The organism is Clostridium sp. MF28, assembly GCF_002969175.1.
Classification (GTDB): domain Bacteria; phylum Bacillota; class Clostridia; order Clostridiales; family Clostridiaceae; genus Clostridium; species Clostridium beijerinckii.
The window spans coordinates 542,941-563,802 of record NZ_CP014331.1 but is presented as its reverse complement, the minus strand read 5'-3'; the positions used below and the strand labels follow the sequence as shown (position 1 = coordinate 563,802).

At 30.0% G+C, this 20,862-nt stretch carries 14 protein-coding genes and 2 pseudogenes; 12 read left to right on the top strand and 4 right to left on the bottom strand.

The window, feature by feature from the left end:
• Positions 1-10: 10 nt before the first annotated feature.
• The gene (locus tag AXY43_RS02300; RefSeq protein WP_105410912.1) at positions 11-3,097 is read left to right on the top strand and encodes an efflux RND transporter permease subunit; all 3,087 of its coding nucleotides are present in this window, start codon (positions 11-13) and stop codon (positions 3,095-3,097) included.
• 448 nt (positions 3,098-3,545) lie between these two features.
• Here the strand turns inward: AXY43_RS02300 and AXY43_RS02295 are convergent, their stop codons facing one another.
• Positions 3,546-4,688, bottom strand: a complete 1,143-nt coding sequence (locus AXY43_RS02295) for an epoxide hydrolase family protein (RefSeq protein ID WP_105410911.1) — start codon at positions 4,686-4,688, stop codon at positions 3,546-3,548.
• A gap of 304 nt (positions 4,689-4,992) precedes the next feature.
• On the opposite strand from AXY43_RS02295, the gene AXY43_RS02290 reads away from it, so the two are divergent.
• Both AXY43_RS02290 and AXY43_RS02285 read left to right on the top strand, forming a co-directional pair.
• On the top strand, positions 4,993-5,847 hold the full coding sequence (locus AXY43_RS02290) for a helix-turn-helix domain-containing protein (RefSeq protein WP_039768739.1): 855 nt from the start codon (positions 4,993-4,995) through the stop codon (positions 5,845-5,847).
• Positions 5,848-6,370: 523 nt separating this feature from the next.
• Positions 6,371-8,748 (top strand): annotated as a pseudogene (locus AXY43_RS02285) (EAL domain-containing protein).
• Between the two features lie 44 nt (positions 8,749-8,792).
• Here the strand turns inward: AXY43_RS02285 and AXY43_RS02280 are convergent.
• Positions 8,793-9,338: a DUF6512 family protein gene (locus AXY43_RS02280; RefSeq protein WP_039768734.1), complete on the bottom strand. Its 546-nt coding sequence runs from the start codon at positions 9,336-9,338 to the stop codon at positions 8,793-8,795.
• Between the two features lie 630 nt (positions 9,339-9,968).
• On the opposite strand from AXY43_RS02280, the gene AXY43_RS02275 reads away from it, so the two are divergent.
• The 3 genes from AXY43_RS02275 (at position 9,969) to AXY43_RS02265 (ending at position 11,982) form a co-directional block, all read left to right on the top strand.
• Entirely contained in the window at positions 9,969-10,718 is a 750-nt protein-coding gene (locus AXY43_RS02275) for a class I SAM-dependent methyltransferase (RefSeq protein ID WP_077869644.1), read from the top strand.
• A gap of 262 nt (positions 10,719-10,980) precedes the next feature.
• Entirely contained in the window at positions 10,981-11,589 is a 609-nt protein-coding gene (locus AXY43_RS02270) for a uridine kinase family protein (protein ID WP_077869645.1), read from the top strand.
• 84 nt (positions 11,590-11,673) lie between these two features.
• Positions 11,674-11,982: a nucleoside triphosphate pyrophosphohydrolase gene (locus AXY43_RS02265; RefSeq protein WP_012059057.1), complete on the top strand. Its 309-nt coding sequence runs from the start codon at positions 11,674-11,676 to the stop codon at positions 11,980-11,982.
• 327 nt (positions 11,983-12,309) lie between these two features.
• Here the strand turns inward: AXY43_RS02265 and AXY43_RS02260 are convergent, their stop codons facing one another.
• On the bottom strand, positions 12,310-12,867 hold the full coding sequence (locus AXY43_RS02260; protein ID WP_023975371.1) for a TetR/AcrR family transcriptional regulator: 558 nt from the start codon (positions 12,865-12,867) through the stop codon (positions 12,310-12,312).
• A 421-nt stretch (positions 12,868-13,288) separates the two neighbouring features.
• Here AXY43_RS02260 and AXY43_RS02255 point away from each other — a divergent pair, with 421 nt between their 5' ends.
• From AXY43_RS02255 to AXY43_RS02240, 4 genes are all read left to right on the top strand, one after another.
• Entirely contained in the window at positions 13,289-14,482 is a 1,194-nt protein-coding gene (locus AXY43_RS02255) for a multidrug efflux MFS transporter (RefSeq protein WP_105410910.1), read from the top strand.
• A 40-nt stretch (positions 14,483-14,522) separates the two neighbouring features.
• Positions 14,523-15,119 (top strand): isochorismatase family protein, encoded by a 597-nt coding sequence (locus tag AXY43_RS02250; protein WP_017212962.1) that lies wholly within the window; start codon positions 14,523-14,525, stop codon positions 15,117-15,119.
• A 600-nt stretch (positions 15,120-15,719) separates the two neighbouring features.
• The gene (locus tag AXY43_RS02245) at positions 15,720-16,382 is read left to right on the top strand and encodes a CAP domain-containing protein (protein WP_039768723.1); all 663 of its coding nucleotides are present in this window, start codon (positions 15,720-15,722) and stop codon (positions 16,380-16,382) included.
• Positions 16,383-16,943: 561 nt separating this feature from the next.
• Positions 16,944-18,359 carry a methyl-accepting chemotaxis protein gene (locus AXY43_RS02240; RefSeq protein ID WP_242986330.1) on the top strand — a complete coding sequence of 472 codons (1,416 nt, stop codon included), beginning with the start codon at positions 16,944-16,946 and terminating at the stop codon, positions 18,357-18,359.
• A 98-nt stretch (positions 18,360-18,457) separates the two neighbouring features.
• Here AXY43_RS02240 and AXY43_RS02235 read toward each other — a convergent pair whose 3' ends face one another.
• Positions 18,458-19,759 carry an IS110 family transposase gene (locus AXY43_RS02235; RefSeq protein ID WP_105410909.1) on the bottom strand — a complete coding sequence of 434 codons (1,302 nt, stop codon included), beginning with the start codon at positions 19,757-19,759 and terminating at the stop codon, positions 18,458-18,460.
• Between the two features lie 352 nt (positions 19,760-20,111).
• On the opposite strand from AXY43_RS02235, the gene AXY43_RS02230 reads away from it, so the two are divergent.
• Both AXY43_RS02230 and AXY43_RS02225 read left to right on the top strand, forming a co-directional pair.
• On the top strand, positions 20,112-20,480 hold the full coding sequence (locus tag AXY43_RS02230; protein WP_243099156.1) for a hypothetical protein: 369 nt from the start codon (positions 20,112-20,114) through the stop codon (positions 20,478-20,480).
• 25 nt (positions 20,481-20,505) lie between these two features.
• A pseudogene (locus AXY43_RS02225) lies at positions 20,506-20,802 on the top strand (CAP domain-containing protein); the annotation flags it as partial.
• Positions 20,803-20,862: the final 60 nt, after the last annotated feature.

The following is a 20,862-nucleotide window of genomic DNA, read 5'->3' as shown; positions in this document are numbered from 1 at the left end:
GGGATGAATTATGGGATTGATTAAAGCAGCTATTAGAAATAAAAAAATAGTATTATTTTTAATAACTATAGCTATTTTAAGTGGATGTTATTGCTATTATATTGTTCCTAAGCAGGAAATGCCAGATGTTTCATCTCCAGCAGCAATGATCACAACGGTTTATCCAGGAGGTTCTCCTAGTGATATAGAAAGTTTAGTTTCAAAAAAAGTTGAAGAAAAAGTTGAAGAAATAGATGGTTATGATTATTGTGAGTCTTACTCTGTAAATAATGCTTCAATAGTTGTTGTTTTCTTAACTAATGATTGTGATAAAGAGAAAGCATGGCGTGATATGAGAGATAAGATAAAAGATTTAAAATCAGATCTCCCAGATGGATGTCAGGATAGTGATATAAATACGAATCTTACAGAAACTGCTGGTATGATTCTAAGTGTATCTGGCGATAATTACACATATGAACAATTGGGAAATTATGCAGATGATATAAAGAAGCAGCTAAGCAATGTTAGTGGTATTTCAAGATTTGATATAAAGGGTAAGCAAGATAATCAGGTAAAAGTGGAAGTGGATTTAAATAAGATAAATAAATATCCAATTTCTTTTGAAGACATATGTGGAGCATTAAAAGCTCAAAATGTAGATATTCCTTCTGGAAATTTAGATTTAAAAACTGGGAAAATGAAAGTTGAGACACCTGGAAGTTTTACATCTCTTAGGGAAATAGAAGATACTGTGGTGAATGTTTCAACTGATACTGGACAAACTATTAGGCTTAAAGACATAGCCAAGGTTTATATGGGTTATGATGATGATTCTAGTCTTAAATTCACTAGCAATGGAGAAAATGCAGTATTGCTTACAGGTTATTTTCAAGATAATAAAAATATAGTTTTAATAGGTAAGGATGTAACAAAAAAGTTAGATGAGATAAAAAAACAATTACCACCAGATTTGAAAATAGAGCAAGTTACTTTTCAGCCTAAGGCTGTAGATGAATCAGTTTCTTTCTTTATGGAGAACCTTAGAGATGGTGTGATTCTGGTAGTTATAACTGTTTTAATAGGAATGGGATTTAGAAATGCAATGGTAGTATCAGCAGTAATTCCGATATCTATATCTATGTCATTTGTTGCTATGAATGCCCTTGGTATTAAGGTTCAGGAAATGTCTACCACAGCACTTATTATAGCTCTTGGAATATTAGTAGATGATGCCATTGTAATAGGCGATGTTGTGCAGGTAGGTATTGATGAAGGTATGTCTGGAGATGAAGCTGCTTTTCATGGTATTAAAAAATTATTTGTGCCTGTATTCACATCTACATTGATTATTATTGGTGCTTTTGCACCACTTTTAAATATACCTGGTGGAGCAGGAGAATTCTTAAGAACTTTGCCTCAGGTAGTAATGATATGTATTGCGTGTTCTTACTTATCAGCACTGTTTGTAACTCCTGCTATGGCATCTATATTTTTTAGAAAAAGTAAAAAAGTTGAGAAGGAAAGTATAATAAAAAGGTTTTTCCATAAACTTTTAAATTATGGACTTAAGAATAAAATAAAGATTATTATAATATGTTTATGTTTATTTGCAGTATCAATAGGATTGCTGAATTCAATAGGAACGAAGTTCTTTCCTTATGCAGATAAAGACATTCTTTATATAGATGTTGCTAATGAAAAAGTGGATAATATTGACAGCACGAGTGATTTAGTAAAACAAGTTGAATATATAGTAAAATCAGATGAAGATGTTACAAGTTATACGTCAGCTATAGGTGGTGCTGTGCCTAAATTTTATATTACTATACCTCCTCTTGCACCAGCAAAAGATAAAGCTCAAATTATGATGAACATAGACCTAAATAAAACCAAAAAGTTCAGTACAAGACAAGAATTGGCTGAGTATTTACAAAGTCAAATAGATAGTAAAATATCTGGAGGTACTGCAACAGTAAAACTCTTGGAACAAGCAATGCCAACAGGTGCACCTATTCGTATAAGACTTACAGGAGATGATTTAGAGAAGCTTTATTCGGCTTCAGATCAAATACAAGAAAAATTAAATGGTATTCCAGGAACTACAAATGTAAGAGATGATGCAGCAAAAAAGACTTATCAATATGAAGTAGATATAGATAGTACTAAGGCAGTACAGCATGGTTTATTAAAATCTGATATAGAAAAGCAGATAAGCATTGCTATAAGAGGATATGCTGCTTCTGTATACAGAAAAAATGGAAGTGATTACGATATACTAGTTAAAAGTAATGCTATATCAGTTGAAGATTTAAAAAATTTACAAGTGAAATCCAGCCTTGCAAAAAACAAGGTATTGTTATCAGAAGTAGCAACTATAAAACTTGATTCACAGATAGACCAAATAAAACATTATAAGAAAGATAAAACTGTAACAGTATATAGCGATATAAAAACTGGTTATAATGCTGTTACCGTAGAAAATGCATTAAGTCCGGAAATAAATAAGATGGATATAGATGGTGTAAATGTTATTTATGATGGTGAGAAACATCAAATAGATTTGAATTTTACAAGTCTAGGTATAGCTGCAGCCATGTGTATACTAATAATTTATGTGATTTTATTTGTTCAATTTAAATCTTTTGTACAGCCACTTATAATAATGTGTGCACTTCCACTATCATTAATAGGAGTAACGGCAGGGCTTCTCACATTTAAGATGCAGCTATCTTTAACTGCTGTAATGGGAATAATAAGTTTAATTGGAGTAGTTATAAGAAATGGTATTCTGCTTGTGGAATATATAATTGAAGGAAGAAAAGAAGGTCTTTCTATAGATGAAGCATGCTTGAATGCTGTAAGTCAAAGATTCAGGCCGATAATACTAAGTTCTGTAGCAACTATTACAGGTCTTATACCACTTGCATTTTCAAAAAGTGCGTTATTTGGACCTATGTCTGTAACCATAATATTTGGACTTGCATCAGCTACTTTCCTTACATTCGTAGTTGTTCCAGTGGTTTATTCTTTAGTTAATACTAGGTTAGAGGAGATATCAATAAAGCCTGATAAGCCAAGTGTTAAATCACTGAAATTCTGGAAAAAGCAAGGATAAGTGAATAAAATAGCTACTATTTATGATGCTAATATCTAAAATAGTGGCTATTTACTGCATTTGTGATCATTGAATAAGAAGAGGTTTAGTGCTGTTTTAAAAATGTTATGTTTATGGGTATTGTTGCAGTTATGTGGAATAAAAGTACGTGAGTATATCATATACCTTCACTAGAAATTATAAATATATTTGTGAAGAAAACATTTGAAAATGAGCTGATGAGATTCTTAGTTGTAGATTGTTCCACTTTAGCTTGTGAAGTGAGAGTCCAAAATTTTATTTTGGGTTCCTCGAACTTCCTCAGCGAATGTAATGAGTCGAGCTTCCCTAGGAAAGTGGGAGCATGCTAAAGTGGTGAAATCTGAAACTTAGAATTTCCAGCGATATTTTTATAGTTTTTCGGAACAAAATATTTATAATTTCGGTAAGCCATGACATAAGTTCAAGCTTATCTATAAGTTCTAAAGAATGTGCAAATTTCTTCAGCAAAATGTTCAGGATCTTCCATGGCTGTAAAATGTCCTCCTTTAGGCATTGTAGTCCAGCGAGTGATATTTAAATTGCGCATAGCCCATTCTTTTGGTGGCAGCAATACATCAGAAGGGAATAAAGCCATGCCTGTTGGTACATCTATGTATCCTATTGGTGGCAATGAATGTGTATTTTCATAATATGCATTTGCCGATGATCCTATGGTATTTGTGATCCAATAAATCATTATATTAGTGAGAAGCTCATCTTTAGTAAAGGTTTTATCTAAATCCTTATTGCGATCACTCCAGCTGAGAAATTTTTCTATAATCCATGCAGCTAGGCCAACAGGTGAGTCAGAAAGTCCATAGGCAATGGTTTGTGGTTTTGTAGATTGAATAGACATATAGCCTCCCTCATTTGAAATCCATTCTGAAGCAATTTTCTTATAATGCAATTCATCTTTTGAAAGCTCTGTATCATTTGAAATCATAAGATCTCTTATAATTCCAATATCAGTTAGATGGATTCCTATTAGAAGTTCTGGATGGTTTAATGCCAAGTATCTTGTAACACCTGAACCCATATCTCCACCTGCAGCGGCAAACTTACTGTAGCCAAGCTTTTCAGTCATTAGTTTTGCCCAAAGTTCAGAAACAGCATAATTATTCATACCACTATGTTTTGAAGCACTAGAAAAACCAAAGCCAGGTAGCGAAGGGATAATTATATCAAAAGAATCATTAGGATCACCACCATAACTTGCAGGGTCAGTAAGAAGTGGGATAATCTTTTGATAGCGTATGAAACTGTCAGGCCATCCATGAGTAAGTATAATTGGGGTAGGATTAGGTCCCTTTCCTTTTTCGTGTATGAAGTGAATATCTATCCCATCCACATTACAGCGAAAATGAGAAAAGCGGTTTAATTCTTTTTCTTGTGCACGCCAGTCAAACTCATCCTTCCAATACGAAACAAGTGATTTTAAATAACTTATATTAGTACCTCGTTCCCAACTTGAGTTTTCTAGCAGCTCAGGCCAGCGTATATGATCCAATCTGTATTTTAAATCATTAAGTACCTCATCAGATACTTGGATATTGAATTTTTTAATAGACATAATAATTCTCCTTTCATATAAGTTATAAACAGTAAGTTATTAATAGACTTATTTGCATAACTTTCTTTAATTCTTAATAATAGTCTACCATTTAGAAAATATGATACAATGTCATAAATGAAGCTTTTAACTATACTATTTGTAAAAGAACAAGAACAAAATCTCAAAGGCGACTGTGGAATTGTCGACTTTTGGTGTGGGGATTTTTTACGTATTTGTCTTAGAATTTGCTATTGATTAATAAAAATATAAATGGTAATTTAAATTTATTACTTATTTTAATGTACCCAATGGAGGAATGCTTATGCCACAAATGGATCGTCACAAGAATAGAACTGTATATATAGAATTTATTGCAAATGAAAACTTTGTAAATCTTCCTTATAAAGAGCGTTTAACTATAACCTTTATTACGAGTGGAAGCATGAATTTACAACTAAATGGTCGCCCTGTGAAAATTGTCGCTCCAAGTATTCTTTGTTTATCAATGGAAGATAAAATAGAAGTTATTGAAAAACAAAATGTATCTTCGCAATCATTTTGTTTCCATCCAGATTTTTTTAATACAGCTCATTTCTCAGAAAATACTGGATATCTGTCAACTAATCTAAAAATAAAAACTGGTCTTTTACTTTTTGGAAAAGATAAAATTCATACTAGGGTATATGCTGTAGATGAGAAAATATATTTGAAATTATATGAGTGGTTTTTTATTATGGGAACAGAAGTATATGCACAAAGTGACTCGCTTTGGGTGTGTAGAATAAAAAAATACTTAATACAAATACTTGGATTGATTGAAGAGCTAAACCACCATAGCGAAGAATCACCTGTTAATTTGGTTTTAGAATATATACATATAAACTATTCTGATAAAATAACATTGGAAGATTTAACAAGATGTGCTCATTTGAATCGTGTGTCACTAAATAAAAGTTTTCAGGATCTATGTGGCTGCACAGCAATGGCCTACTTACTAGCGTACCGCTTAAAGGTTTCTGAGAGTCTATTGACTCATACTGATATGAGCTTAAACGAAATTGCACGTGCCACTGGCTTTGAATATGATACATATTTTATAAAACAATTTTTGGCTAAAAAGGGTATGACTCCAACAGAGTTTAGGAAAAACTCAAGAGAGTTTTCAAGTCACCAATAAAAAATGTGAAATATATTTGAGAAGATAAATAATACCATTTAAGAAATGGAATTAGCAATAGTAGAGGATACTGAAGTTTATAAAAATCGGAATCCTCTATATTTATGGTATTTAATGTATTGTAATCTTATTTTAAGAATATACTATATTCTTAAAAGTCTAATTCATAAAAGCCTATCTTAACTGTGACATAATGTGAGTTTGATAATTTTATAAGGAATGAATATATCATTTAAAACTTATATATTCACTGCTAAAAAGTCTAATTCATTAGTAGGAGTTCATGTATGCAAATGAAGTTATTGGAAAAATATTTTTATTATGTATAGATTTACAGAACTTGAATATTTATGAAATTAAGAATAAAATGATATAATGACAGAAAATGTTGAAATATGAAATTATTTAATAGAAACGTATAAAATTTAAGTTATAGTTTCTCGATAATTATATAAAGTAGAAATTTATTAAAATATTTTATGCCGGAGGTGGTTTTATTTATATTAGTTTATTTATTTCGTTAATGTTATGTTGCGTTTTTTATTCATTCCTAGGGATATATGGATACAGGATGGACAAAAAATCAAAAGCTAATCAAATATTTTTAAATTTAAGCATGTGTTGTGCTGCTTGGGCACTTGGATATGCAATGATGCTGACTTGTGAAAATATAAATATAGCGTTTTTTTGGAGGGCAGTTTCAGTTTTTGGGTATTGTTTTTTTTCTGGTCACTGGCTGTATTTTGCACTTGTATTAAATAATGAGAAAGAAAGTAAATACAATCGGATTATAATAATTTTAGCCCACGTTCCTGCTGCATTATTATTTTTATGCAATATTATGGTTGAACCATCTTCAGCTATGATTAGAAGACCTTATGGATGGATTGATGTGGCTCCAAATTTATTTGGTCAAATTGCATACAGCATATGTTCTATAATTTTTTATGTATCAGGTCTTGTAATGCTATTTAATAGAGGGAGATATTCAAAAAAGAATAGGATAAGAAAGCAAAATAAAATTATTTTATGGACATGTTTTATAAGTATTACATAGGGGTATTAACAGATATTATTTTACCTATGTTTGGAATTCTTGTCTTTCCTTCAGCAGTTTTGAGTGGAACTATAGCGTTGGGTGGTGTTTGCTATGCAATAAGTAAGCACAGGTTTATGTTAACTACTTCGAAGTATTTATCAGAATACATTTTTAATAGTGTTAAGAACCCAATATTTATTTTAGATGAGAATTTTGCAATCCAAAATTGTAATGAAGCGTCATCAAATATAACAGATTATAAATTTAAAGAATTAGAAGGAAAGATGTTCAGCGATTTAATATCTTATAAAAACATTGAGTTTAATACTATAATAGAAAATAGTTATGTGAGAAATGTAGAGGTTAATTTACAACAAAAAGATGAAGGATACATTGTATGTGAATTATCAAGTACAGTTATATATGATGAGTATGACGATAAACTAGGTATTGTAATTTTGATACATGATATTTCAGAAAGAAAGAGAATAGCAGAAATAGAAAAGAAATATACTTTAAAACTGGAAAGAAAAAATTCGAAACTTGTAGATCAAATAAAAGATAAGATACTTGCAGAAGAAAAAATTCGTCATTATGTATATTATGATGCTCTCACAGAAATTCCTAATAGAAAAATGATGTTAGAAAATATTAATCAACTATTAAAAAATAAAGATAAAAAATTTGCAATTCTTTTTATAGATTTAGATGATTTTAAAAATATAAATGATAATTTTGGACATCAAGTTGGTGACAAAGTTCTTAAAAAAGTAGCATCTACATTGAAAGATTCTATAGGTCCACAGGATATAATTAGTAGAATTGGTGGAGATGAATTTATAATTATATTGAAAAATGTAGAGTCTGATATATACATTAAAGAAATTGCTCTAAGAATACAAAAGGAATTGAAAAAGCCAATTACTTATAATGAAGAATCTTTAATTCTTGGAGCAAGTATAGGAATAAGTATATTCCAAGAGCATGGAGAAGATTCAGATACTTTGATTAACAATGCAGATTTAGCTATGTATGAAGTTAAGAAAAATGGTGGTTATGACTTTGCTATATATTCACCTAAAATGGAACATAAAGCAATTGATAAATTAGAAATGAAGATGAAATTAAATAAAGCATTATCAAATAATGAATTTATGGTTTATTATCAACCTATTATGGATTTAAAGTCAAAGAAAGTGTTAAATTCAGAAGCGCTTATAAGATGGAAGCAAGGGGATAGAATTATTCCGCCTATAGAATTTATTCCTATAGCTAAAAGTGTAGGAGAAATAATACCAATCGATAATTGGATGTTAGAAAATGCTTGTATACAGTGCAAAAAGTGGAATGAAATTGGATCGCATGAATTTAGTGTATCAGTAAACACCTCTTATTCTCAACTAAAGCAACCTGAATTTGTATCACTCGTTCAAAATATATTGGAGGCATATTCTCTGCCGTCTGAATACCTGAACCTAGAAGTTACTGAAGATGAGGCCATGGAGGATTTTGAAACAATTATAAACATATTGGAACAATTTAAGAGTATGGGAATAAAAATATCATTAGATGATTTTGGAACAGGCTATTCATCTCTTAATTATGTAAATAAATTGCCTATTGATAAAATAAAAATTGATAAATCCCTTATAATGAATTTGGAAACAAACTATAAAAATCTAACGATTATTAAATCAATAATAAATATGGGACATAGCTTAGATATTAAAATTGTTGCAGAAGGAATTGAAACAAAAGAACAGCTTAGAATCTTAAACGAGCTTAAATGTGATTTCATTCAAGGGTATTTAATAGGAAAACCTATGGAAGCATCCGATTTTGAACATAAGTTTATTAATTAAATTTTCGTTTAAGATTAAGCTGATCCATATAAAGAGGACTTATTTTAATGAATTCCATACTGTTTAGTAATGGGGTCCATAAAAATCGGCAATTTAGGAGGAAGAAAAGTAAAAAGAGTAAAACAAATTATTATTAAAGAACCTATTATAATAGATAAATAAAAATGAAGCATAATTAATGTTGCATATTTATAAATATGCAAAGATAAACATTGAGCTATAGAAAGCCCTAAAAATAATGAAAATATGTCAAGAAATAATGATTGTATTCCAAGAGCACCTGTGTAGGTATAGAAAAAGCAAGTTATAACAATACAGCTAGTAATAACTGAAATGACAGAGCATATGGCCCAGATATACAAGTTAACTTTATCTCGAAATATTAAAATGCCTAGTATATACCAAATAAAAGTAGGATAGGTAGAAAGTTTTAAATGTTCCCAGATACTTTCGTTAACAGGAGTAAAGATACCTACTATAACTGATTTACCACTCCAATCATATGCAAAGTGAGCTAATGATCCAAGTAAAAAAGTAATTGGAATACCGATAATAAACCAAAATTCAGGACTTAAAAGCATGTTGTTCATAATTTAGATACATCTCCAATTTAAATTATATAACTGCTTTAAATAAAGTTATAGATATCCAACTATAATCTGTACGTATGCGTATACCTCACCGAAATGAATAATATACTTTTGTTCCAGTTTCTAGGTAATTATGATGGGTGATTCTAAGGCTATAAAGTTGCACCCAAAGTGCTAGCCTCAAAGAACAAGCTTTGAGGCTAGCACATTTGGAACAACTTATAGCCAAGGATAACATCCATCAAAATTACCAATGAAACATTCCACAAAAGTATACCATTCATTTCTGGTTGGAAGATATTTCATGGGTTAAGTATAGTTCATTATTGGGTTATCTATATAAACTAACTATAAAGCAGTTTCATATAATAAATATATGTATCATAAATGAAAATTAAAACCTAAAAGCCTTATGTAAAATTTTGCTTAATACTTTCAGCGAAATTTTCATAGCTTTTCGGAATCAAAATATTTATGATTTCGTAAATTAACACATAAATCTAGGTTTTAAAGTTGGATCTCTATATAAATCATAGTTATATAAAGTATAATTAATATGCATTTCAATTATGGTATCTGTTTTGATATACTATTTTTAATGTCAGGTATATTTAAAATGGAGGTGTTTTTATGAATATTAAGTGGAATGCTAAAGGGTATACGAAAGATTTTCAGTTTGTACATCAATATGGTGAAGATGTTTTAAATTTGTTAGATATTGAGAAAGGAATTAAAGTCTTAGATCTTGGATGTGGTAATGGAGCATTAACGAAAAAGATTTCGGACATGGGAGCAGATGTAATTGGTATGGATGCATCAGGAGAAATGCTGGAAATTGCAAGAAAAAATTATCCTGAACTAACATTTATACAGGATGATGCAGTGAATTTTATTTTAAATGAACAAGTTGATGCGATATTTTCTAATGCAGTTTTTCATTGGATTGATAATCAAGATGGATTGCTAGAGAGTGTTTATAATGGATTAAAAATAAACGGAAGCTTAGTATGTGAATTTGGAGGATACGGATGCACAGAAACAATCCATTCATTTTTGCAAAAGGCTTTTGAAGCAAGGGGATTAGAATATAAGAGAACATTCTATTTTCCAACTATTGATGAATATACTCCTATTCTTAGAAAGCATGGACTACAAACAGTATATGCAGCATTATTTGATCGTAAAACCGCACTTATAGGTGAAGATGGAATGAAGAATTGGATTGAAATGTTTGTTATACAGCCTTTTAAAGGCTTAGATGACTCGTTAAAAAATGAAATTATTGATGAGGCGGTAAAAAGCTTAAAACCTATTCTATATCAGAATGGAGTATGGTATGCAGATTATGTGCGCATTAGATTGAAAGCTAGAAAAATATAAGATATATATGTTGGAAATATACTAGTTCTAAAAATATCGTAAGAATTTTAACCGTAATTGTGAATTATGAAATGTGCATTGTGAATTACAAAATATCTATAGAAAAGATACGAATTTAGAGGAATATCAATCATAAATGGTGAACAAATATATTATAGTAATAAAATAATATTAAAGCTGCAATAACATGTTTATTAATAAACAAAGCACTGTCTTTAGCAGGAGTTTATGTAAAGTAAGCCTTTAAATATTGGAGGAAATAATGAATAAAGAACGTAAACCACATATTTATAATGAATATAAATATGTAATTGATGAAATTAAGAACTTACTAAAAGATAATGAAAAATTAGTAATAGCCATTGATGGAAGATGTGGCGGAGGGAAGAGTTCCTTAGGAGCAATGCTTGCAGAAGAGTTTGATTGCAGCCTTTTTCACATGGATGATTTCTTCCTTCCTCCAAGAATGAAAACAAAAGAACGACTAGCACAGCTTGGTGGAAATGTTCACTACGAAAGATTTGAGGAGGAAATCTTAAAGTCATTAAAAAACGACGAGCCTGCTGTATATAGAAAATATTTATGCAATAAAGGGGAGCTAAGTCAGCCTATAAAAGTAGAACCTAAAAATTTAACTATAGTTGAAGGAAGTTATAGTCTGCATCCTACATTAAGGGATTATTATGATTATAAAATTTTTATAACTATTGATCCTAAAGTGCAGCATGAACGAATTCTAAAACGTAATGGTGAAGAAAAACTTCAGGATTTCATAAACAAATGGATTCCACTGGAAGAACATTACTTTACAGAACTAGACATTGAGAATAAATGTGACATAATATTTGATACTACAAATATAAAGAGATAGATGAAAAGTTCATTTAGATAATACGATTTTTAATAAAAATATTAAATACGGGAATGTGGATAATTGTGGAAAGAGTGAGAGTTAATGAAAGTATATAATAAATTAGTAAGAGATAAAATCCCAGAAATAATAAAAGCTGATGGAAGAGAATGTGATATAGACGTCGCAACTAAAGAAGAGAAGTATGAGCTTTTAGAAGCCAAACTAAAAGAAGAAGTTAATGAATTTCTGGAAGATAAGAACTTAGAAGAATTAGCTGATGTTATGGAAGTTTTGTTTGGACTTGCTGACAGCCTAGGCTTTAGTGAAGAAGAGCTTATTAAAGCTAGAGATAAGAAAAGAGAAGAACGTGGGGGATTTAAGGAAGGAATTGTCCTTAAAAGCACAAAATGATCTTGTTGTGAAAATATAACAGCAATAGAGGTAAATGACAGAATATGTTGGCTTTCTAGGTTATGTTCGCATGTTTAAAAAGATGGGCATAAAAAATTCTAACTAAAAGCCGTATATGATTTTACTAAAGAGAGTTTACACAAAGTAAGCTCTCTTTTTATGTTAAGAAAAATATACAAATTTGGATCTTGAAAATCAAGTTATTTAAATAGTTAATGCATATTGGTCATACAAGAATCTTAAAATCCTATAACAAAGGGGGAGGTGGATTAATCACTTTGTTTTGTTAAGTATACTCATATTATATTTTCTTACCTTTCACAAGGGTTATTTGTTAAGTGACGAGATAAAGTCATCTATCATAGATTTAAAGGTATCTTCTAAATCAACATCACCTTGAAAATATCCAAAGGAATATAATGAAATAAAACCATGTAAGAGACTTCTTAAAGTTCGGCTTTTATGAACCAAAAGAATTTCATCCTTAATGTAAGACTTTAGAATTTCATGAATAATATGAGTTATTTTTCTCATCAAATTAAATAATTCATTATTTTTAGTGCTAGGAATACTGATAAAAAGTTTATAAGCTGTCTTATTTTCAAAAGCGAATTCTTTATAAACACTAGCATATTCTCTTATGGCATCATAACCACTCTTGCCAATCAGCCTCTGCATCAATTTTTGATTCAGCTCATTTAACATATATACCGTCATTTCAATTTTAAGTTCATCCATATTATTAAAGTGATTATACAAAGAAGGATATTTTACATCCAATTTTTCAGCGATTTTTTGAAAATTAAGTTGATTAATACAAATTTCATCTGCTAGACAAAAAGAAACTTGAATAATCTTTTCTCTGGTTAGATTTCTTTTGTGCATACACTTTTCACTCCTATAACCTTATAAAAATAGTTTAATGTTTAAAAAAATATATATGTTGCTATAGTAAATTTACATTTAAAACTCTAATAAAGCAAATGTTAATCAAGAGCATGATGTTGAAACTTAATTGCAATATATAATTATAAAAACATTTTGTATTATATAATATAATTATAAACTATATTTTATAATTTACAAACTATAAAATATAGTTTATAATCAAATTGAAGATAATGAACAGAAAAATTAAGGGGGAAGTAATAGAAACTTTATCAAGATATTAGCAATTACTAATATTTTTTGTTCTTTAGCAAATTGTAATGTGGTGAAATTTGAGGAAAATTTATATAAAAGGCTATTCAGATGAGGTTACATGTAATTTTGTTCTTAATTTATACAAATAGAAAGGAGTATGCTTATGGAAATATGGAGAAAAAATTTAATAGTGTGTTGGTTTGGGATATTTGTTGCCGCCATAGGGATGAGTCAAATCGCTCCAGTATTGCCAATCTACATACAGCATCTTGGAGTTCAAGATACAGCATCAATTACAAAAATTTCAGGAATTGCATTTGGTATTACTTATGTAGTTTCAGCTATTTTTTCACCAATTTGGGGCAGTGCTGCTGATAAATATGGGCGAAAACCAATGATTCTTAGAGCAAGTCTTGGTATGGCCATAACTATAGGGTGTATGGGATTTGCACCGAATGTATATGTTCTAATAGGGTTAAGATTACTTCAAGGGGTAATCACAGGGTATAGCACAGCATGTACAGCACTTATTGCAACTCAGACAGATAAAGAAAATGCAGGATATGCTTTAGGTACACTTTCAACAGCAAATATTGCAGGTTCGTTAATTGGTCCAACAATTGGTGGGTTCATAGATGAGGCCTTTGGTTTACAAAGCGTATTTTTCATAACAGCGGCACTACTTTTGATCTCATTTATTACAACTGTTTTATTTGTAAAAGAATCTTTTACTCGAGAAGATAAAGATGTTCTAAGCATTAAGGAGGTATGGAAGGCAATTCCAGAAAAAAACCTTACAATTACAATGTTTGTAACTTTCTTTGTATTAGCTGTTGCATTATATTCAGTTGAACCTATTGTAACAGTATATGTTAAGCAGTTATCCAATAATAGTAGTCATATTGTGCTTTTGGCTGGATTAACATTTTCAGCTTCAGGTCTTGCAAATATAATTGCTGCACCAAGACTAGGTAAACTTTCAGATAAAGTAGGGGCTCATAAAATAATACTAGCATGTACTATAGGTGCAGGAATAATTTTTATACCACAAGCTTTTGTAAAAGACACTTGGCAGTTAATGGGCCTTAGATTTTTATTAGGAATAGCATCTGCTGGACTTAATCCATCTGTAAATATCGTACTAAAGAAAATAACTCCAGCGTCTCTTACAGGCAGAGTATTTGGTTTTAACATGTCGGCAGGATATTTAGGGGCATTTGGAGGTGCAGTTTTAGGTGGACAGGTAGCAGGAAACTTGGGAATGAAATACGTATTTTTCATTACAAGTGCATTATTATTTATAAATGCAGTTTGGGTCTATTTCAAAGTTTATAAAAAACTTAGTTTAAATCAATAATTATTATATAAATAAAATGAATAAAAAGGAGAAAATAAAGATGGAAGATTTAAAATTAAACGAAAAGGAACTTATTAATGCTAAAACTAGCGCTCTTGTGCTTATAGATTTACAAAAAGGAATTGCAGCTGGAGGAATTTCAGGTTCACCTAATCCAGTTGATCAGGTAATTAAAAACGCTAGTAAACTAGTTAAGGAATTTAGTGAGAAAGGGGCATTTATAGTTTTAGTAAGAGTTTCAACTATAGATGGAAAAGATATGGTTAAGCCAAAAACAGATTTGGCCTCTAGTGGAATGAAATATCCAGAAGGCTGGGATGAGCTTATACCTGAAATAGCAGGAGCTAAGAATGCTCATATTGTTACAAAAAGGCAATGGGGAGCATTTTATGGTACAGATTTAGATTTACAGTTAAGACGTAGAGGAATTGATACAATTGTGTTAGGAGGAATTTCAACTAACATTGGAGTTGATACTACAGCAAGAGAAGCTTTCCAACATGGCTATAATCAAATTTTCGTAGAAGACGCAATGACAGCAATAAGTAAAGAAGAACATGAATATGTTTGTAAATATATATTCCCTAGAATAGGCAAAATTAGAACAAGTGAACAAGTGGTTTCTTTATTAAAATAGATATTAGAAGATAAATTTAGAAGAAGATATAGAACATATAGTTCATCATATCTTCTTCTTTTATATTATTAAAAAAATATAGGGGATTATCCTTGGCACTTTAAGATGTTAAATGATATTAGGCACATTCAAAAAATAACAAGTCTGCTTGCCATCAGAGGAAGCTCGACTCGCATTCGCTAGCTGAATAATCGAATTCACACAAAATCATAGATTGCATTGTGTGAAAGTTCTAAGAACGAAATATAGAATTTTGATTCTAACTTTTGGTTCACTGCTTATCTGCAACTTGCTCTAATATGCTCGCTATGAGGGCAATTGTCGTCCTTGCCTGATGAAAAATAATCATAGCAACTTTAGACTTTTTATTTATTTTCATATGCCTTATGGTGCATAAAGACGTATACAAGAACATAGTAAAGCAAGTTCAAGACAATATCATTTAAATCAATAAATTGAGAAGAATTCATGTTGAATATTGTCGAAAAGATGATAAGATAGAGACATGTCCTTACTCGAAAGCAACAAAAACTTAAAAAATATTTTTTGTTTAAATAAAAATCATAAGGACAAATAAAACATATAGAAGGAGAAAAACTAATGAGAAAGAATGGTTTAAGAAGAATAGTAACTACAGTTATTGCAGCTACAACAATAGGGAGTTTCTCATCATTAGGAGTATCTGCAGCTACAATTAATTCAAATATTAACGATTATAATAATGTTAATATAAATAATCTTTTAAATACAAATTTATATATGAATACTTCTAATGTAAATAACGTTGGTAATACAGATACAGTTTCAAAAAGTAGCACAAATGCAACATCAGTAAATGTACAGGGGTTACCTAATCTGCCGACAAATTATTCAATCAGCATGCAAAATTCTGCTGAGGATAAAATTCTTCAATTAATGAATGAAAAAAGAAAAGAAGCGGGTCTTCAGCCATTAACTATAGATAATACATTAGTGCAAGTTGCACGATATAAGAGTGACGACATGATTCAAAATAATTTCTTTGATCACACAAATCCAGACGGAACAAAGTGGACAAACTGGTTACACACAATAGGCTATACTTATACTACAGCAGGAGAGAATATTGCATATAACACTTCTGACCCAGTTGAATTATTTAATCAATGGTGGAACTCACCAGGTCATAGAGCAAATATGATGAATGAAAAATATACTAAGGTTGGTATAGGTGTAATCTACGGAAATAACAAATACATGGGAACTCAAGAATTCTCAAACTAAAGATTAGCAATAAAAATAAGAGCTTATGTAAATAGGCTCTTATTTTTTACTGTATAAGTGTAGGTGTAGGCTATAAATAGATAGTTATATATTTGCGCTTATTTTTATTAATTACTTATATATACGTTGCAAAATTAATTCTTCATCACAATTCTAAAAATATTGAAAGAATTTCAGCCGTAATTGTGAATTGTGAAATGTGCATTGTGAATTGCAACATAATATACTAAAAATATCATATTCATATCTTTGGATTAAATCAATTATTAGGCGTAATCAGTATTTTAATAATATAAAATTGCTTTGTAACTTTATAAATAAATATACCTATTAATTCTAAAAGTATAGGATTAGAGGATTATTAAAATATAAGTGAAATATTGGAGATAAGATATTGAGATATACAATGCTAATTAATTATGTAACAAAAATCTTTGAAAATAATATGATAAAGTGTCAATGTTATGTGAAAAAAGTAAAAAATAGAATAAATATAATAGACATTATAATTTAAATTAAAGTATAATTAATGTATTGAGAAAAATATTGGGAGGGATAGTGATGAGATTTAGTAAAATTAAGTTATCAAACAAACTAATTATAGCATTTTCATTAATGATTATTCTAATTATGGGAGTATCCTCACTAGCTATACTTAGATTAAGTCAAATTAATGGAACTATTAATCAATTAATTGACGTAGAAAATGAGAAAGTATCAGCTGCATATAATATGAGAGGAAGCCTTAACAAAATTGCAATTAGCATAAGAAATATATCAATTAGCAATGATATGAATTATATGAATGAGCAAAAAAAAATACTAGATAAGAATAAAATTATTTATTATGAAAACGAAGATAAACTTGGTAGCTTAGTTTATACTGAAAAAGGAAAAGAAATATATAAAGAAATAAAGAAAAATTCTGAATTAGCATTTTCAGCATTTGATGAAGCTGTTAATTTAGGGATGAGAACTGGAGTATCAACCGAAGAACTTCAAAATATGATTACTAATATAGAGAAACCACAAGATGAATTACTTTTAAGTATAGAAAATATGATAGCTGCTCAAAATAATTTAATGAAATCACAAGGACAACTTTCTAAAGAGATAACAGATAGTTCTAAACAACAAATGGTTATACTATTAGTAGTAAGTATTATTATAGGAACTTTATTTATGCAGTTAATTAGAAAAAGTGTCATAAATCAAGTAAAAGAAGTTATGAATGGTGCAGGAAAATTGGCAGATGGTAACTTTGATATACAAATGAAAGTAGTTGCTAAAGATGAAATAGGAAATACTGTAACTGCATTAAATGGTGCAGTTGAAAAACTGAACGAAAGTATGTTGTTTATTAAAGATAAAAGCAAAAGTATCCTTGAGAGTAGCGAATTAACAAATAAAATGTTTTCAGAGGTAAGTTCTAAAGTAGATGAAATATCAGCGGCGACAGAAGAAATATCAGCAGGAATGGAAGAATCATCTGCAGCAGTTGAAGAAGTTACATCTATGGCTTTTACTGTCAAAGAGGAAGTGAGCGTAACAGCTCAAAAAGCTCAAGAGGGATTAAATGTTGCATTGAATATACAAGAAAAAGCAGTTTCAATCAATAATGATTCTATTAAATCAAGGGAAAATGCAGAGAGAATATATAGGGAAACAAAAATTGGATTAGAAAAAGCATTGAAGGAAGTTGAAGTTGTAAACGAGATATCAGAAATGGCAAAAAGTATAGATGCAATAGCAAACCAAACTAACTTACTTGCGCTAAATGCAGCAATAGAGTCCGCTAGAGCAGGGGAAGCCGGTAAAGGATTTGCTGTTGTAGCAGATGAGGTTAGGAAACTTGCAGAACAGTCATCACTAACAGTTTCTGAAATTCAGAATAAAATAAATGCTGTATTAGCTTCAGTTGGAAAACTTTCAGGTTCATCACAAGATATCTTAGTATTTATAGAAAAGACCAGCTAATAATAGTCAAGTTAATTTTAAAAAAAATAGTTTTTGGAAAAAGAGTATGGCAAACAAACCGTTTCAAAACACGAACGGTTACAGAAATTGGAATAAAATTAAGCGACTTTGTTTAAAGAGTTATTTTCTAGGAACATTTGCTTATGTATTTTTGGATCTCTTTGCTCAAACGGAGTTTGATTTCGGAGAACAGCAAAAATGTAGTTTATAATTTTATGCATTATAGCGACTAAGGCGATTTTAGGCTTTTTGCCTTTAAGGTTTATTTGATAATAATCTAATAGGACTTTATTTATAGGAACTCCATTACGATTGTTACGGATTGAAGCTAGTGCAACAGAATATAATGCTCTTCGACCGATTCGAGTTCCTCTTTTTGAAATTTTATTATCATCGCCTTTAAAATTACCTGATTGATTAACTGAGCTATCAATACCAAAGAAAGCTACAAGATGTTTGGGCTTAAGAAAACCATCAATATCACCTATTTCAGCTATTATAGTAATAGCAGTTAATTGCCCTATGCCAGGAATTGAATCAATTAGTTCAATATTAGCTCTAATAGATTCAGGAAAAGTTTCAGACTGTATAAAATTGTTAATTTTCTGTAGCAATGTATCAATCTCTGATTGAATAGTTTTTATTAATGTTATAGAGCTGGCTATTTTGACGGCTAAACCGTCTAACGGTAAGCCAATTATTTTAGCTTCATTAGCAACCTTAAATAATTTGGAATATGTATTTTCCGACCAGATAATGCCCTTTTTAGAGCTATTAAGGAAAATCTTAATTATATTTTCCTTAGGTGCCTCTAAAATTGATTGTGGCGTTGGGTATTGACTTAAAAGCTCAATTGAACTTTTAGATGTTGAATCTGAAAATATAGTATTATAGCCAGGAAAAATAACTCTTAAATCAGCGGATAATTTTTTCTTAAAAGTAGAGCTAGTATCTGTAAGTTTGTAATACTCTCTTACAAGATTTTTCAGAAGAAAAATATCAAGGCTAAGTTGTTGTGATAACTTAATGTTTTGAAATTTTCCTATTGTTGCAATAGATAAAGCGTCTTTTTTATCATTTTTCACTTTTCTTATGTCGCCATTTTTGTTAGACTTAGTAACGAGTGGATTGATAACAAATGTGTTATCGAAATATTTATTAAGATAGTGGAAAAGAGATAAATGGTACACGCCAGTGGACTCCATGAAAATTGCAGTTTTCATGTTAAACTCTTCTTCCACTTTTTTTATTTCATCAACTAAGTGGTTGAAGCCATTGAGATCATGCTTTATTTTAAATGACTTCTTATAAATATCACCATTCGGTGCGAGTATTGCAGTATATGAAAAATCAGCTGAAACATCAATTCCTATTACAGGACTATAAAAAAAATTAGACATTGTATATATCTCCTTAAATTAAATTTTAGATATAGAATAGAACTTCCACTCTGTCAGATAGCTTATAACCTTGTTTGTGACACGGGTAATTCCCGAAGGGAAACCCAACCAGCTAAACATAGAATTCTACCTGATGAAATGATACGCTTTTTTACGGGTATAGGTTCTAAAAGACCTCCCAGGAGGTTTACATCTATCTTCTATTCAGGAGTATTATACTAGACTATATAAAACTTGGTTAGATTCCTTTAAGGAATTTAAATAAAAAACTATTTAAGATATGAAATGCATATTCCCTATCGGGGCGTAGGCAAAGTAATAAATTAGAATATTAAAAATAATAAGAGGTGTAATGTTCGTTAGAAAGATAAATAGTTTTCTATCAAATGTTACAACTAGATTATACAAGGAGGTTCTTAAAGATTATGATAAACTAATTACTATAAGTGCTGAGTATAAAAAGGATGGAGATACTGTTAAAGAAATTATAGGTAATTTTGCAGAAGTTTCTGAAAGTGTTTCTGAGTCTGTAGATCAAATTTCAAAAAGCATGGAAGATGTTGCAATTTCAGTATCAGAAGTAGCTAAATCATCTGCTAATATTGTTTCAAATGTTATTGATGTAAGCAGCAAAAATGAATCTATATTAGCTGCATCTAACAATAATGCAGAAAGTGCTTTAAAGTTAGAAGAAATTATAGAGCAATTTAAATTAAAATAAAATACAAATATAAGGAAAACGCTATTCATTAGTGAAAGTTGTGCGATATAAGAGTGACAAGATGATCCAAAATAACTTCTTTAATCACACAAATCCAGACGAAACAAAGTGGACAAACTGGTTACACACAATAGGCTATAATCATACTACAGCAGAAGAGAATATCGCATATAACACTTCTGACCAGGTTGAATTATTTAATCAATGGTGGAACTCGCCAGGCCATAGAGCAAATATGATGGATGAAAATTATACTAAGGTTGGTATAGGTGTAATCTACGGAAATAACAAATATATGGGAACTCAAGAATTCTCAAACTAATTATTAATAATAAAAATAAGAGCTTATGTAAATAGGCTCTTATTTTTTACTGTATAAGTG

What these genes read in the sequence shown, in the direction of transcription:
- AXY43_RS02260 (WP_023975371.1), bottom strand. Translation starts at nt 12,867, where the DNA reads ATGCACAAAAGAAATCTAACCAGAGAAAAGATTATTCAAGTTTCTTTT.
- AXY43_RS02235 (WP_105410909.1), bottom strand. Translation starts at nt 19,759, where the DNA reads ATGTCTAATTTTTTTTATAGTCCTGTAATAGGAATTGATGTTTCAGCT.
- AXY43_RS02280 (WP_039768734.1), bottom strand. Translation starts at nt 9,338, where the DNA reads ATGAACAACATGCTTTTAAGTCCTGAATTTTGGTTTATTATCGGTATT.
- AXY43_RS02255 (WP_105410910.1), top strand. Translation starts at nt 13,289, where the DNA reads ATGGAAATATGGAGAAAAAATTTAATAGTGTGTTGGTTTGGGATATTT.
- AXY43_RS02245 (WP_039768723.1), top strand. Translation starts at nt 15,720, where the DNA reads ATGAGAAAGAATGGTTTAAGAAGAATAGTAACTACAGTTATTGCAGCT.
- AXY43_RS02270 (WP_077869645.1), top strand. Translation starts at nt 10,981, where the DNA reads ATGAATAAAGAACGTAAACCACATATTTATAATGAATATAAATATGTA.
- AXY43_RS02240 (WP_242986330.1), top strand. Translation starts at nt 16,944, where the DNA reads ATGAGATTTAGTAAAATTAAGTTATCAAACAAACTAATTATAGCATTT.
- AXY43_RS02230 (WP_243099156.1), top strand. Translation starts at nt 20,112, where the DNA reads ATGTTCGTTAGAAAGATAAATAGTTTTCTATCAAATGTTACAACTAGA.
- AXY43_RS02275 (WP_077869644.1), top strand. Translation starts at nt 9,969, where the DNA reads ATGAATATTAAGTGGAATGCTAAAGGGTATACGAAAGATTTTCAGTTT.
- AXY43_RS02300 (WP_105410912.1), top strand. Translation starts at nt 11, where the DNA reads ATGGGATTGATTAAAGCAGCTATTAGAAATAAAAAAATAGTATTATTT.
- AXY43_RS02295 (WP_105410911.1), bottom strand. Translation starts at nt 4,688, where the DNA reads ATGTCTATTAAAAAATTCAATATCCAAGTATCTGATGAGGTACTTAAT.
- AXY43_RS02290 (WP_039768739.1), top strand. Translation starts at nt 4,993, where the DNA reads ATGCCACAAATGGATCGTCACAAGAATAGAACTGTATATATAGAATTT.
- AXY43_RS02265 (WP_012059057.1), top strand. Translation starts at nt 11,674, where the DNA reads ATGAAAGTATATAATAAATTAGTAAGAGATAAAATCCCAGAAATAATA.
- AXY43_RS02250 (WP_017212962.1), top strand. Translation starts at nt 14,523, where the DNA reads ATGGAAGATTTAAAATTAAACGAAAAGGAACTTATTAATGCTAAAACT.